The sequence below is a fragment of the Streptomyces sp. AA1529 genome, from assembly GCF_000280905.1.
In the GTDB taxonomy this organism is placed as follows: domain Bacteria; phylum Actinomycetota; class Actinomycetes; order Streptomycetales; family Streptomycetaceae; genus Streptomyces.
In genome coordinates, this window is the sequence record NZ_ALAP01000101.1 from 1 (window position 1) to 14,121 (window position 14,121).

The 14,121-nt window shown below is 73.1% G+C and carries 13 protein-coding genes; 6 read left to right on the forward strand and 7 right to left on the reverse strand.

All coding sequences use genetic code 11. The features are described from left to right. Positions 1–1,437: MFS transporter (locus tag A949_RS0129685; protein ID WP_019359697.1), on the reverse strand; the 1,437-nt coding region annotated here is incomplete at its 3' end. Positions 1,438–1,512: 75 nt separating this feature from the next. Here A949_RS0129685 and A949_RS0129690 point away from each other — a divergent pair. The 5 genes from A949_RS0129690 (at position 1,513) to A949_RS0129710 (ending at position 5,992) form a co-directional block, all read left to right on the forward strand. After that, positions 1,513–2,130: a TetR/AcrR family transcriptional regulator gene (locus tag A949_RS0129690; RefSeq protein ID WP_019359698.1), complete on the forward strand. Its 618-nt coding sequence runs from the start codon at positions 1,513–1,515 to the stop codon at positions 2,128–2,130. 136 nt (positions 2,131–2,266) lie between these two features. Further along, on the forward strand, positions 2,267–3,472 hold the full coding sequence (locus A949_RS0129695; protein WP_019359699.1) for a cytochrome P450: 1,206 nt from the start codon (positions 2,267–2,269) through the stop codon (positions 3,470–3,472). Further along, positions 3,469–3,705: a ferredoxin gene (locus A949_RS0129700; RefSeq protein ID WP_019359700.1), complete on the forward strand. Its 237-nt coding sequence runs from the start codon at positions 3,469–3,471 to the stop codon at positions 3,703–3,705. The genes A949_RS0129695 and A949_RS0129700 overlap by 4 nt, the downstream gene beginning before the upstream one ends. 300 nt (positions 3,706–4,005) lie before the next feature. Beyond that, complete coding sequence (locus tag A949_RS35055) at positions 4,006–5,577, forward strand: phenylalanine aminomutase (D-beta-phenylalanine forming) (RefSeq protein ID WP_019359701.1); 1,572 nt, start codon at positions 4,006–4,008, stop codon at positions 5,575–5,577. Positions 5,578–5,599: 22 nt separating this feature from the next. Further along, entirely contained in the window at positions 5,600–5,992 is a 393-nt protein-coding gene (locus A949_RS0129710) for a nuclear transport factor 2 family protein (protein ID WP_019359702.1), read from the forward strand. Between the two features lie 37 nt (positions 5,993–6,029). On the opposite strand, the gene A949_RS0129715 is transcribed toward A949_RS0129710, so the two are convergent. The 6 genes from A949_RS0129715 to A949_RS0129740 all read right to left on the reverse strand — a co-directional run bounded on the left by A949_RS0129715 (position 6,030) and on the right by A949_RS0129740 (position 13,117). Then, positions 6,030–7,616, reverse strand: a complete 1,587-nt coding sequence (locus tag A949_RS0129715; RefSeq protein WP_019359703.1) for a benzoate-CoA ligase family protein — start codon at positions 7,614–7,616, stop codon at positions 6,030–6,032. Positions 7,617–7,734: 118 nt separating this feature from the next. Beyond that, a complete protein-coding gene (locus A949_RS0129720) occupies positions 7,735–9,126 on the reverse strand; it encodes an FAD-binding oxidoreductase (RefSeq protein WP_019359704.1) in 1,392 nt (463 codons plus the stop codon). A 57-nt stretch (positions 9,127–9,183) separates the two neighbouring features. Further along, entirely contained in the window at positions 9,184–10,206 is a 1,023-nt protein-coding gene (locus A949_RS35060; RefSeq protein WP_019359705.1) for an acyltransferase domain-containing protein, read from the reverse strand. A 60-nt stretch (positions 10,207–10,266) separates the two neighbouring features. Continuing rightward, positions 10,267–10,515 (reverse strand): acyl carrier protein, encoded by a 249-nt coding sequence (locus A949_RS35065; RefSeq protein ID WP_019359706.1) that lies wholly within the window; start codon positions 10,513–10,515, stop codon positions 10,267–10,269. Between the two features lie 95 nt (positions 10,516–10,610). Continuing rightward, positions 10,611–11,849, reverse strand: coding sequence for a ketosynthase chain-length factor (locus A949_RS0129735; protein ID WP_019359707.1), 1,239 nt, complete (start codon positions 11,847–11,849; stop codon positions 10,611–10,613). Beyond that, entirely contained in the window at positions 11,846–13,117 is a 1,272-nt protein-coding gene (locus tag A949_RS0129740; protein ID WP_026005160.1) for a beta-ketoacyl-[acyl-carrier-protein] synthase family protein, read from the reverse strand. The genes A949_RS0129735 and A949_RS0129740 overlap by 4 nt, the downstream gene beginning before the upstream one ends. 187 nt (positions 13,118–13,304) lie before the next feature. On the opposite strand from A949_RS0129740, the gene A949_RS0129745 reads away from it, so the two are divergent. Further along, positions 13,305–14,105 (forward strand): SDR family NAD(P)-dependent oxidoreductase, encoded by an 801-nt coding sequence (locus tag A949_RS0129745; protein WP_019359709.1) that lies wholly within the window; start codon positions 13,305–13,307, stop codon positions 14,103–14,105. Positions 14,106–14,121 lie beyond the last annotated feature (16 nt).

A 14,121-nucleotide genomic window follows, 5' to 3' on the forward strand; every position in this document is an offset into this window, starting at 1 on the left:
CCCGACCGGTGCCGGCTCCGGCGCATGCGCCGCGGGCAGGGCACAGGCCATCAGCGCCACGGCCGCGCACACCGCCGCGCTCGCCGCGAACACCGACCGGTACGCCAGGTCCCCACCCGCGTGTGCGGTGGCGAGGGTGACGAGGGCGGCGAGTCCCACGACCCCACCGAGCTGGCGGGTGGTGTTCATCAGCCCGGAGGCCGCACCCGCGTCCTGCTCCTCCACCCCGGAGGTGACGGTGGTGGTGATCGGGGTGATCAGCAAGCCCATCCCGGCGGACATCACGATCGCGGGTCCCAGCAGGCCGCCCCAGTAGCCGCTGTGCTCCCCGATGCGGCTCTGCCACAGGAAACCGACCGCGGCGAGCAGGGCGCTGAGCACGATCAGCGCACGGGCGCCGGTGCGGCGCATGGCGACCGGAGCCAGCCGCGCGGCCGCGATGCCGACGAGGGTGTGCGGCAGGAAGCCGACCCCGGTGGCGAGGGCTCCGTAGCCGAGGACGTCCTGCATGTAGAGCGAGAGGAAGTACCACATGGGGATGAAGCAGGCCCCGGCCAGCAGCATGGTGACGTTGCCCGCCCAGATCGGCCGCAGCCGCACCAGCCGCGGCGGCATCAGCGGCGCCGCCGCGAACCGGGCCTCCGCGTACACGAAGGCCGTCAGTGCCGCGGCACCCAGTCCCAGTCCCGCCAGTGTGGTCGGGTCGCCCCAGCTGTGCTTCCCGGCCTGGTTGACGCCGTAGACCAGCGCGGTGACCCCGAGGGTGGCCAGCACCGCGCCCGGGATGTCGAGCCGTCCGGAGCCGTTGCGTTCGGTGTCGGCGGGCAGCAGGCGCACGGCCGCCAGCACGGCCGCGGCCCCGATGGGCACGTTGATGAGCAGGATCCAGCGCCAGGACAGCGTGTCGGTCAGCACGCCGCCGATCAGGTTGCCCGCCGCGCCGCCGGCCGAGCTGACGGCCGTCCAGATCGCCAACGCCTTGGTGCGGCGGGCGCCTTCGGCGAAGGTGGTGGTCAGCACCGTCAGTGTGGCCGGGGCCAGTACCGCGGCGCCCAGCCCCTGGACGGCCCGCATCCCGATGAGCAGGCCCGGCGCCACGGCGAGGCCGCCCACCAGACTGGCGGCGGAGAACAGCACGAGGCCCCACAGGAACACCCTCCGGCGGCCGAAGAGATCGGCGAGGCGGCCGCCCAGGAGCAGGAAGCCGGCGAAGACCAGTGCGTAGCTCCCCACGACCCACTGCAGTCCCGCGGCGTCGAAGCCGAGAGCGGTCCGGATGGACGGCAGTGCGACGTTGACCACCGACACGTCCAGAACCACCATGAACTGCGCCGCGCAGGCCAGCCAGAGCAGCGCCGTCTGGCGGCTCGTCAGGACCCCGGCCCGCTCCGCGCCCTCCACCGGGCCGCCGGCGGCCCGGCCTTCGCGTTGTCCCATGTCTTTTCCCCATCGTCGCCCGGACTTTATAGTACAGCGGTACTATGAAAACGCGCCGATCGGAAAGGGGCCACCGTGCCGAAACGCGTCGACCACACCCAGCGCCGGGCGCACATCGCCGACGCCCTGGTCCGGGTGGCCGCACGCGACGGGCTGCACGCGGTGACGCTGCGCGCGGTCGCCGCTGAGGCGGGGATGTCCCTGAACCTGGTGCAGTACTACTTCGACACCAAGGCCGAGTTGCTGCACGCCGCGCTGCTGCGGCTGGAGCGGCTGAGCCACGAGCGGTGGGCCGAGCGGCTCGCGGCCCTGGACGATCCCGACTCGGCCCGGGCCTGTCTGGAGGCCTTCGTCGACGAGGCGCTGCCGGCCGACGAGGCACGCCACACCTTCCGCCTCGTGTGGATGTCCTACGCCGTGCTCGCCATGACCGACCCCGAGCTGGCCGCGCAGCCCTTCGTCGCGGGCCCCGACCGGCTGGAGCGCCAGCTCGCCGGGATCCTCGGCACGGCGCAGTCCGCGGGAGAGCTCGCGAGCGACCTCGATCCCGATGCGGAGGCCGCCCGGCTGCTGAGCCTGAGCCACGGCGTCGGAACCAGCGTTCTGGTCGGACAGCGCACCCCCGACCAGGCCCGCGACGTGCTGCGCTACCACCTGGCCCGACTGTTCGGCGCCGCCCCCGTCCGCCCCTGAGCAGCCGACCACCGTCCGACGGCGGGTCCCGGTCACGCGCCGGGCCGGGACCACGGCCTCCCGCCGGGCCTCCCGCCGGCCTCGGGCCGGCCGGGTGGACGGCGCGCACGTCCCCCTCGACGCACAGGAGGAGTCAGTGACCACCCACAGCCGGCAGGTACGGGACTTTCCCTTCGAGACCCCCGCACGCCTGTCCATGGAGCCGCTCTTCGCGGCGCTGCGCGAATCCGAACCCCTCAGCCGGGTGCGCCTCCCGTACGGCGGCGAGGCCTGGCTGGTGACACGCTACGAGGACATCAGGACGGTGCTGGGCGATCCCCGGTTCGGCAGAGCCGGGACGCTGCACGAGCGGGCTCCGCGGATCCAGCCGGACCCGGCCGGCGAAGGCGTCCTGATGTCGCTGGACCCGCCGGACCACACCCGGCTGCGCAAGACCGTCGCCGGAGTGTTCACCAAGCGCCGGGTGGAGGAGCTGCGGCCCGGCACGGAACGGATCGCCCGGGAGCTGCTGGACGCCATGGAGGCCGCCGGCCCGCCCGCGGACCTGGTCACCTCCTTCGCGCTGCCGCTGTCCGTCACCGTGATCTGCGATCTGCTCGGCGTGCCCCGGCAGGACCGCGAGAAACTGCGGAGCTGGTCCGACGCGCTGCTGTCCACCACCGCGTGCACCCCTGCCGAGATGGCGGCGTCCACCGAGGCGCTGGCCGACTACTTCGCGACGCTGGTACGGCAGCGGCGGCAGGAGCCGGCCGGCGACCTGCTGGGCGCGCTGGTGGACATCTGCGACAGCCGGCAGGGGCGGCTCGACGAGGAGGAACTGGTCCTCCTCACCCGCGATCTGCTCATCGCCGGCCACGAGACCACCGCGAGCCAGCTCGCCAACTGCACCTATCTGCTGCTCCAGCAGCCCGACGGCGCGGCACGACCGGATGCGGACGGGCGGATGCCGATGGCCGCGGTCGAGGAACTGCTCAGGTTCATCCCCCTGGGTTCGGGCAGCTTCCGGGCGCGGGTGGCCACCGAGGAGGTGGAGCTGTGCGGGCGGCGGGTGCGGCCCGGCGAGACGGTGTTCGCGCCCACCGTGGCGGCCAACTGGGACCCCGGGGTGTTCAGCGACCCGGGCACGCTGGACTGGGAGCGGTCCCCCAACCCGCACCTGGCCTTCGGACACGGCGTACACCACTGCCTGGGCGCCCAGTTGGCCAGGATGGAGCTCCAGGTCGCCCTGGGCGCGCTGCTGGACCGCCTGCCGGGCCTGCGGCCGGCGGTCGGTGAGGGGGAGATCGAGTGGAAGACGGGGATGCAGGTCCGCGGCCCCAGGACGCTGCCGGTGCGCTGGTGACGGGGGAGCCCGCGGCCCCGCGCTGGCGGCTGGCGGTCGACGCGGAGCAGTGCATCGGATCGGCCGCCTGTGCGGGTGCCTGCGCCCGCTTCCGGATGACCGACGACGGCCGTGCCGAGCCCGTGGCGGAGATCGTCGATGCCGAGGAGGCGGTACGGGACGCCGCGGAGTGCTGCCCGGTGGAGGCCATCACGGTGACCGACGCGGACACCGGCGCGCCCGTCGCCCCGTAGCGGGCGCCGGCCGGAGGGACCGGCGTCCCCGGGCCGGGCGGGGGCGGGGACCGTCGCCCTTCCCCGCGCGTCCGGGGCACCGGCGGCGCGCGGGCGGGCGCCGGCCTTGGACGGGGCTCAAGACCGCCTTGCTTCGGCGTGGAGCGCGGGGCGCTTGAGTGAAGGCGGTGCGGCGCACCGCGTGCGGAACCGCCTGGCCGCGTCCAGGAGGCCGCCCGCGTGCCGCGGCACGTGTCCCGTCGTACGGGCCGGCAGCTCGTGCGCGGGGTCCACCGATCTTCCGGCCGCTAAGGGAACTTCATGACCTTCGTCATAGAGCTCGACACGAACGTCACGCTCGACCAGCTCGAGGACGTGGCGCGGCAGCGGACCCCCGTTCGGCTGTCCGCGCCCGTCCGCGACCGGGTCGGTGCCTCGCGGGCAGTCCTGGAGAAGTTCGTCCAGGACGAGCGCGTCATCTACGGCGTCAACACCAGCATGGGGGGCTTCGTCGACCATCTGGTCCCGGTCTCCCGGGCGCGGCAGCTCCAGGAGAACCTGCTCAACGCCGTGGCCACCAACGTGGGTGCCCACCTGGACGACACCGCCGTGCGGTCCATCATGCTCTCCCGCATCGTCTCCCTGGCACGGGGCAACTCCGCGATCACACCGGCGAACCTGGAGAAGCTGGTCGCCGTCTTCAACGCCGGGATCGTGCCGTGCGTCCCGGAGAAGGGGTCGCTGGGCACCAGCGGCGACCTGGGCCCGCTGGCGGCGATCGCCCTGGTCTGCGCCGGCCAGTGGAAGGCCCGCCACCGGGGCCGGACGCTCTCCGGACAGGAGGCCCTCGACCAGGCGGGTCTGGAACCCATGGAGCTGGGCTACAAGGACGGCCTCGCGCTGATCAACGGCACCTCCGGCATGGTCGGCCTGGGCACCATGGTGCTGCGGGCCGCCGATCGGCTGGTCGGGACGTACCAGCAGGTGTCGGCGCTCTCCGCGGAGGGCCTGGCGGGGATGACCAAGCCCTTCGACCCGCGCGTGCACAGCGTCAAACCGCACCGTGGCCAGCATGCGGTGGCCGCGCGGCTGTGGGAGGGGCTCGCCGACTCGCGACTGGCGGTCAACGAACTGGAGACCGAGCAGACCCTGGTCGGGGAGATGGGAACGGAGGCCAAGGCGGGCTCGCTGGCGATCGAGGACGCCTACTCCATCCGGTGCACGCCCCAGATCCTCGGTCCCGTGGTGGACGTGCTGGAGCGGATCGGCGCGACCCTGCAGGACGAGCTGAACTCCTCCAACGACAACCCGATCGTGCTGCCCGAGGAGTCGGAGGTGTTCCACAACGGGCACTTCCACGGCCAGTACGTGGCGATGGCGATGGACCACCTGACGCTGGCACTGGCCACCGTGACCAACCTCGCCAACCGGCGCGTCGACCGCTTCCTGGACAAGAGCAACAGCAACGGGCTGCCCGCCTTCCTCTGCCGGGAGGATCCTGGCCTGCGGCTGGGGCTGATGGGCGGCCAGTTCATGACGGCCTCGATCACCGCCGAGACCCGCACCCTGACCGTGCCGATGTCCGTGCAGTCCCTCACGACCACCGCGGACTTCCAGGACATCGTCTCCTTCGGATTCGTCGCCGCACGCCGGGCCCGCGAAGTGGTGGCCAACACCGCCTACGTCGTGGCCTTCGAACTGCTCTGCGCCTGCCAGGCGGTCGACATCCGGGGCGCGGACAAGCTGTCGTCCTGGACCCGGCCGCTCTACGAACGCACCCGCGCGATCGTGCCGTTCCTCGACCGGGACGTCACGCTGACCGACTACGTCGAGCAACTGGCCGCGGAGCTGACGGGCGACGGGTTCGCCGCCGACGCCGCGCCGGTGCACTGAGCACCCGGCGGGAAGGAGAGCCATGAGTACGACTCTGTCCGAGCAGGCGGTCGCGGACTTCGTCCGGGACTGGAGCACGGCCGAGGAACGCGGCGACCACACCGCACTGGACGGACTGCTCGCGGACGACTTCACGGGCGTCGGACCCCGCGGGTTCATCCGCAGCCGCGAGCAGTGGCTGGAGCGCTACCGGTCGGGAACCGTGCGCAACTCCTCCTTCGAGGTGAGTGACCTGCGCATCCGGATCCTCGGCGGGACGGCCGTGGTGGTGGCCGCGCAGACCCAGGAGAGCGTGAACGGGGACGCCGACGCCAGCGGAGCCTTCCGCTTCACGCTCATCGTCACCGGCGGGGCCGGACGGCTGCGCCTCGCGGGCCTGCACCTGAGCCCGCGGGCCGCCGCGGCCCCCGGCTGAGCCGCCGGCGCCCGGGTACTGCGGCCGTCCGCGCCTGTCATCCGGCGCGGGCGGCTTCCGCGTGCCCGGCGGCGCCGTCCGCCACGGCGTCCTCCCGGTTCCGGAGGGCGAAGCGCTGGATCTTCCCGGTCGCCGTGCGGGGGAGGGCCGCGACGAACTCCACCAGGTGCGGGAACTGGTGGCTGGGCAGCCGGTGCTCGCACCACTGCCGCAGCCGCCGTGCCAGATCCTCGGAGCCCTGCTCGGCGTGGCGCAGCACCACGAACGCCTTGATCCGGGTCAGCCGTTCGGTGTCCACACCGACCACGCCCGCCTCGGCGACCTGGGGATGCTCCTGGAGGACGGCCTCGATCTCGGTGGGCGCGACCCACAGTCCGGACACCTTCAGCATGTCGTCGGCGCGGCCCTCGAACCAGTAATACCCGTCCTCGTCGCGGCGGTAGCGGTCACCGGTGCGGTACCAGGTGCCGTGCAGCACCGCGCGCGTCCGGTCGGCCCGATGCCAGTAGCGGTCCATCATGCTGCCGCCCTGCACGTACATCTCCCCGCTGCCCGGTCCCTCGACCTCGCCGCCCTCGGGGCGGACGAGCCGGATCCGGTAGCCGGGCACGGCCCTGCCGGACGATCCGGGGCGCAGCGCCCGCGGGGAGTTGCTGCAGTAGACGTGCAGCATCTCGGTGGAGCCGACCCCGTCCAGCACCTCCAGCCCGGACAGGTCCCGCCACCGCTGCCAGACGTGGACCGGCAGCGTCTCGGCCGCCGAGACACACAGCCGCAGCGAGCCCAGATCCCGGCGGCCGGCTTCGGGGGAGCGCGGCATGGCGTTGTACAGGGCCGGTACGGAGAACAGCACCGTGGGGCGGAACCGCTCGATCGACTCCAGCACCAGGTGCGGTGCGGGGAAGCCGGGCAGCAGCACGCTCGTGGCCCCGGACCAGAGCGGGAACAGCAGGCTGTTGCCCAGGCCGTAGGCGTGGAAGAGCTTCGTGGTGGACAGCTGAACATCGTCCCCGGTCAGGCCGAGGACCTCGCCCGCGTACTGCCGGCACACGGGTGCGATGTCCCGCTGCAGGTGGACCACCCCCTTCGGGTTGCCCGTGGAGCCCGAGCTGTAGAGCCACAGCGCCGGGTCCTCGGAGTGCGTCGTCGCCGGATCCAGCGCGCCCTCGTGGGCCTCGACCAGGTCCGGCAGGCAGAGCCGGTCCGCCGCCCCGGACGGCCCGCCGCTGATCACGGTCACGCCCGTCTCCCGCAGTACCGGGGCCAGTTCCTCGTACCGTTCCGCCTCCACGACGGCCGCCCGTGCATAGCTGTCACCGGCGTAGAAGCGGATCTGCTCGGGGCCGGTCCGGGAGGTGAGCGGCACCGGGACGGGCACGGCACCGATCCGCGCGGCACCCAGGAAGGCCGTGAAGAAGGCCGGTGAGTCGTCCAGGACGAGCAGCACCCGCTGCTCGCGCTCCACTCCGAGCGCGCGCAGGGCGCGCCCCATGCCGCACATCCTCCGGTGCAGTTCGCCGTAGCCGACCGCACCCTGCGGCCCGAGGAGGGCGGCCTTGTCGCTGAGACCGGCTTCCAGAGTGCGGTCGACCAGTGCCGAGAGGTTCCGGTGGTCGGCGGTCATGGCGGCTCCTGTTCGGGGGCGTCGGGCGGAACGCGGCTGGGTGTGCCCCTGCCCCGGGTCCGGCGGAACCGGATCCGGGGCAGGGGTGGTACGGCGAAGGGCGCACGCGGCGCGCCGGTCAGGGGGCGTGCGGGGGGATGTTCTGGTTGAGGCGGAAGAGGTTGGCCGGGTCGTAGCGGGTCTTGACGGCCCGCAGCCGCTGGTACTTCTCGCCGTAGGAGTCCCGCGTGCGGTCGGCCTCCCCCGGGTTGAGGAAGTTGACGTAGCCGCCGGAGAGCCTGTCGGCCAGCTTCCGGTAGCCGTCCCTGGCCCAGGCGGTGTGGCGGGCGTCCTCGGTCGGGTCCCGCCATGCGGAGGCGAGATTGATCACGAAGGGTGTGCGGCGGTTGGGGAAGGCGGTCGCGTCGTCGGGGACGCGGGCCACGGCTCCTCCCAGGTACAGCAGTTCGAGCTGGGTGAACGGGGAGGCGATGTCGGCCGCGTGCTCCAGCACCGTGTCGATGGCCGCGTCGTCCAGCTCGGCCAGGTATCCGCTCTTGGTGTAGACCCGGTCGGGCACGACCGCGCCGGGGAAGGAGTACGCCTGCAGGGCCCGGTAGGGCAGCGTGGCCTTCGTCAGCCCGTGCGGCTTGCCGACGGGCAGGATCGCCTCCAGCTGCCGCTCGCCCTCGTGCGGATCGCCGATCCAGCAGCTCATCGCGCAGATCACCGGTTTGCCGTGCAGCTCGGCCGGCAGTTCGGGCAGCGGCGGTGCCAGGCGCAGATACAGGGCCCAGGTCAGCTCGTCGGGTGCCGTCGCCATGTGGTCCCGCCAGGCCCGGATGACCTGCGGCCCCTCGTCCAGCGAGTAGTAGGTGCTGGCGAACCGGACGGGGCCCACCGGGTGGAGGCCGAACTCGAACTCCGTGACCACCCCGAAGTTTCCGCCGCCGCCCCGCACCGCCCAGAACAGATCCGGATTCTCCTCCTCGCTCGCCGTCAGGACACTGCCGTCCGCGGTGACGACCTGCGCGGAGACCAGATTGTCGACCGAGAGCCCGTACTTGCGGCTCAGCCAGCCGAAGCCGCCGCCCAGTACGAGTCCGCCCAGGCCGGTGTGCGAGACGACGCCGGCCGGTGTGGCGAGCATGTGCGCCTGGGTCGCCGTGTCGAAGGCGCCCAGCAGGCAGCCGCCCTGCGCCCGGGCGCGCTGCCGCCGCCGGCTGACCCGGACGCCGTTCATCGGCGAGAGGTCGATGACGATCCCGCCCTCGCACGTGGAGTGCCCGGCCATGCTGTGGCCTCCGCCGCGTACCGCGACGACCAGTCCGCTGCGGCGGGCGAACCCCACCGCCGCCACCACATCCTGGGTGCCGGAGCAGCGGGCGATCAGTGCGGGACGGCGGTCGACGGTGCCGTTCCAGATGCGCCGGGCCTCGTCGTAGTCGGCGTCTCCGGGCCACACCAACTCACCGCGGAATGCGGCACGGAACGCCGCCACGTCGGACGGGTCGAGCTCTGGGAAGTGCATGCGTCTCCCTTTCTGCAGCGCTGCTGCGGGGCGTGGTCCCGGGGTGTGGCCGGGAGTTCAGAAGTCCGGCGACAGCGCCGAGGGGGCGCCCGGCCCGGCGGCCAGCTGCTCCAGTGCGGCCCGCACCGACTTCACGTCGTCGTCGGGGGCGCCGGCCCGGGCGGGCAGCAGGGCGAGTGCCTCCGTGTCGCCGTCGGCGACCGCCCGGGTGCGCCGCGCCAGGGCGGTCAGGCTCTGCCCGGGACCGGTCTCCACCAGCAGGTGCCGGCCCCTGCTCAGCAGGCGCTGGAGCGTGGGGCCGAAGAGCACGGGCTCGGCCGGCTGGCTGGTCCAGAACCGCCAGTCGGTGGCGGTCGCCTCGTCGAGCGTGTGGCCCGTGTAGGCCGACAACACGGTGGTGTGCGGCGGGCGCAGCGGCGGGCGGGTGAGCGCGTCGGCGTGCGCGGCGGCCACCCGGCGCATCACCGGATGGTGGAACGGCTGCAGGGCGCGTGCCCGGGAGCAGGTGACACCGGCCCGGCGCAGGGCGTTCTCCACTCGGCCCAGGGCCGGTTCCGGAGCGGAGAGCAGCACCTGACGGGGGCCGTTGACGGCCCCGATGACGACGTCCGGCCCCAGATGGGGCTCGACCTCCTCGGGAGCGGCGGCCACCGCCAGCATGCCGCCGGGTGGCGCGTGCCGGTAGACCCCGATGTACTCGGAGAGGTAGCGCAGCCCGCAGTCGAAGCTGAAGACGCCCGCCAGGGTGGCGGCCGCCAGCTCTCCCACGCTGTGCCCCAGCACCGCGTCCGGGCGCAGACCCGCCTTCGCGAGCATGGTTCCCAGTGCGCAGTCGACCGCGTACAACAGCGGCTGGGCGTAGGAGATGTCGTCGAACGCGGCGGGCGCCTCGGTCGCCAGCCAGCCCGCGCGCAGGGCCCGCCCGCTGGGGCCCAGCGCCTCGAAGGCGTGGTCCATGGCGGCGGTGAAGGACGGTGAGACGCCGTAGAGTCCGGCGGCCATCCGGGGATGCTGGGCGCCCTGGCCGGGGAAGGTGAAGACGACCCGCGGGCGCTGGGTGGTCGGTGTCGGCGCGTCCATCTGCTGGCTCCTGCGGCACGGTGGTGGGCGGGACGAGGCGCGGAGGGGTACCGGTGCGCCTCAGTCCCGTTCGGCGGGCACGTTGGCGTAGTCCAGGACGGCGCGCGGCGTGCGCAGGTCGCGGATGACGTCCTCGGGGATGTCGACGTCGTGGCGGTGCTTGAGCTGGGCCGAGGTCTCCAGCAGCACCAGGGAGTCGTACCCGAGCATGTCGAACTCGCGGTCGAGGACCTCCTCGCCGTGCGCGGCGGCCTGCTGGTCGCCGGAGCACTCGGCGAGGATCTCCAGGAGCTGGTCGAGGCTGAGCATGTGAGCGGGTCCCTTCTCGGCGGCGGATCGGCGTACGGGGGCACTTCAGCGGACTGCGGGGAGCATCGGGGGGAGGCCCGGGAGCGGGGCGGGCCTCAGGACGGCGGGCGCTCGACGACGACCGCGGAGTTGAAGCCGCCCGCACCGCGCGCGAGGACGAGCGCGGTGGACAGCGGGCCGAATCGCGGTTCGTCACGCACGAGGTCGATCCGGTGGTCCGCGGCGGGCTCGCCGATGTTGACCGCCGGCGGGATGACGCCGTCGCGCAGCGCGAGCAGGGCGCACACCACGTCGAGCGGCCCGCCGCCGGCCATCAGGCGGCCCACCATGGTCTTGGGCGCGCAGACGGGGACGCCGAAGGGGCCGAAGACGGCGCGCAGGGCCGCGGCCTCCCGGGCGTCGAGTTCGGGTACTCCGGCCGCGTCGGCGACCACCAGGTCGACGGCGTCCGGCCGCAGGCCGGCGTCGGCGAGCGCGAGTTCGATCGCCCGTTGCAGACCGGGCGGCCGCGGCACCCCGGGGGCCGGATCGAAGGTCGAGGCGTGGCCGGTGATCCTTCCGTACGGGGCCCGGCCCGGCCGTGCGCGCCCCGGGTCGGCCGCCTCCATGACGAGTACGGCGCCCCCCTCTCCCGGTACATAGCCCTCCGCCCGCCGGTCGAACGGCAGGTAGGCGGTGGCCGGATCGGTGGCCGTGCTGACCGCGCCGGAGGCCAGGTGCGACACCCACCCCCAGGGGTCGAAGGAGGACTCGACCCCTCCGGTGAGCATGAGCCGGCCGCGGCCGCGGTTGAGGGTGCGGCGAGCCAGCCCGATCGCGTCGAGTCCGCCCGCCTGTTCGGCCACCACCACCCCTCCGGGGCCGCGCATCTTGTGCCGGATGGAGATCTGGCCGGTGTTCACGGCGTAGAACCAGGCGAAGCACTGGTAGACGCTGACGTGCTGGGGCCCCTTGGACCACAGCTTCCGCATCTCGCGGTGCGAGAACTCGAAGCCGCCGGTCGCGTTCGAGGTGACCACACCGCACTCGTAGGTGCCGAGCTCGCCGATGTCCGCCTGCGCGTCCTCCAGCGCCTGCTCGGCGGCGACCAGCGCGAGCCGGGTGACCCGGTCGGTCTGCGGCAGCAGCCGCCCGGGCAGGTGCGCCGCCGCGTCGAATCCGGTGATCTGACCGGCCAGCCGCGCCGTGTACGGCTCCGGGTCGAACTCCCGCAGCGGCGCGATGCCCTGGCCGCCCGCCAGCGTGGCGTTCCAGTACTCCTTGGGCCCCAGCCCGGTGGGGGCGGTCACCCCCAGCCCGGTGATCAGCACGTCGGTGCTCGCACTCCTGCTCATCCGCGGCCTCCTCGCCACTTCTCCAGCACCATGGCGCTCTGGAACCCGCCGAAGCCGCTGCCGACCGTGAGCACCGTGTCGAGGGCGCGTTCGCGCGCCTCCAGCGGCACGTAGTCCAGATCGCACTCGGGGTCCGGCTCGTGCAGATTCGCGGTGGGCGGCACCACGCCGTCCCGGATGGCCAGCGCGCAGGTGGCCACCTCGATCGCGCCGATCGCCCCCAGCGAGTGCCCGATCATCGACTTGATGGAGCTGACGGGGATGTCGTAGGCGTGGCCGCCCAGCGCCTTCTTGAACGCCTCGGTCTCGTGCAGGTCGTTCTGCTTGGTTCCCGAGCCGTGCGCGTTGACGTAGTCCACGGACGTGGGGTCGGCGCGGGCCTCGTCCAGCGCCAGCCCGATGGCGCGCGTCATCTCGTCGCCGTCCCGGGCCAGCCCGGTCATGTGGTACGCGTTGGACTGCGCGGCGTACCCGGTGATCGTCCCGTAGACCTCGGCGCCCCGCCGCCGCGCGTGCTCGCTGTCCTCCAGGACGAGCATGGCCGCGCCCTCGGCGATGGCGAATCCGTCCCGGGTCCGGTCGAAGGGCCGGGTGGCGTGCTCGGGGTCGTCGTTGCGGCGGGTCGTGGCCTTGATCGCGTCGAAGCAGGCCACGGCGATCGGGGTGACGGGAGCGTCGGTGGCGCCGGCGACCATCACCTCGGCCCTGCCTTCCTGGATCAGCTGGCAGGCGTGGCCGAGGGCGTCGATGCCGGAGGTGCACCCGGCCGAGACGACGGAGACCGGCCCCTCCGCGCCGACCGTCCAGGCCGTCTCGCGGGCGAGGGAGCCCGGCACGAAGTAGTCGAAGAGGTGCGGGGACTGGTAGCTCTGGTCGACCAGCCACTCGCGTCCCTCGTCGGAGAGGACGACGTACTCGTTCTCGATGCTCGTGGCGGATCCCACCGCGTTCCCCACGCTCACCCCCAGACGCGTGGGGTCCAGGCCGCTCCCCGCGGCGATCCCGGCCTCCGCGGCCGCCCGCCTGGCGCAGGTCACCGCCAGCAGCCCGGCCCGGTCCAGCCGCCGGATCTCCCGGTGGCCGAACCCGCATGCCAGGGGGTCGAGGTCGATCTCTCCCGCCGCTTGCGAGCGGAACGCGGTCGGATCGAAGGCTGTGGTCCTGCGGATGGCGCTGCGCCCCGCAGTGATCATCTTCCAGAAGCCCTCGGTGTCCGTCGAACCGGGCGCAAGGACGCTCAGGCCAGTAATGACAATGTGTCGGCTCACACTCCGAGACCCTGCGGGGCGCCGCTCCAGCAGTGGGCAACCGCCGCTCCCGCGCCGCTCCAGCGCGGCTTGCCGGGCCCCGGTGGCCCTGTTGCGCGGGCCTGGACCGGCGCTGCATCGGGTGCCCGGAGTCTCGCTGTCGGGCCGGCACACTCCGGCCGCCCCGACGAAGGGAGAGGGCTTCGCCATGCCCGCACACACCGAGTCCCCGAGCGTCGCCCTGGTCACGGGGGGCACCAGCGGCATAGGTCTGGCCATCGCGCAGGCTCTGCTGCAGGACGGGCTCAAGGTCGTCGTCACCGGCCGCGACACCGGCAAGCTGGACACGGCCGTCAGGTCGCTGAAGATGGAGGACGACTGGTTCGACGTGGCCGGCTACGCCTGCGACGTACGGGACCGCGGCGCGGTCCACGCCATGGTGGAGCAGTGCGCCGAGGAGCACGGCGAGCCGAGGATCCTGGTCAACAACGCCGGTCGCAGCGGCGGCGGTGCGACGGCCGCGATTCCCGACGAGCTGTGGCTGGATGTCATGGACACCAATCTCAACAGCGTGTTCTGGGTGACGCGCGAGGTCGTCCGGGCCAGCGAGGCCATCAAGCAGCCGACCGGGCGGATCATCAACATCGCCTCCACGGGCGGCAAGCAGGGGGTGCCCTACGGCGCCCCGTACTCCGCCGCCAAGGCCGGTGTCATCGGCTTCACCAAGGCGCTGGCCAAGGAACTGGCCCTGGCCGGCGGCCCGACCGTGAACGCGGTGTGCCCCGGCTATGTGGAGACGCCCATGGCCCAGGAGGTACGCACCAGCTACGCCGAGCTCAACCGGATCAGTGAGGAGCAGGTGCTCACCGAGTTCCAGTCCAAGATCCCCATCGGCCGCTACTCCACACCCGAGGAGGTGGCCGGCATGGTGCGCTACCTGGCAGGCCCGGCCGCCGCCTCGGTGACCGCGCAGGCGCTCAACGTCTGCGGCGGACTGGGAAGCCACTGACGCCTCGATCCGCCGT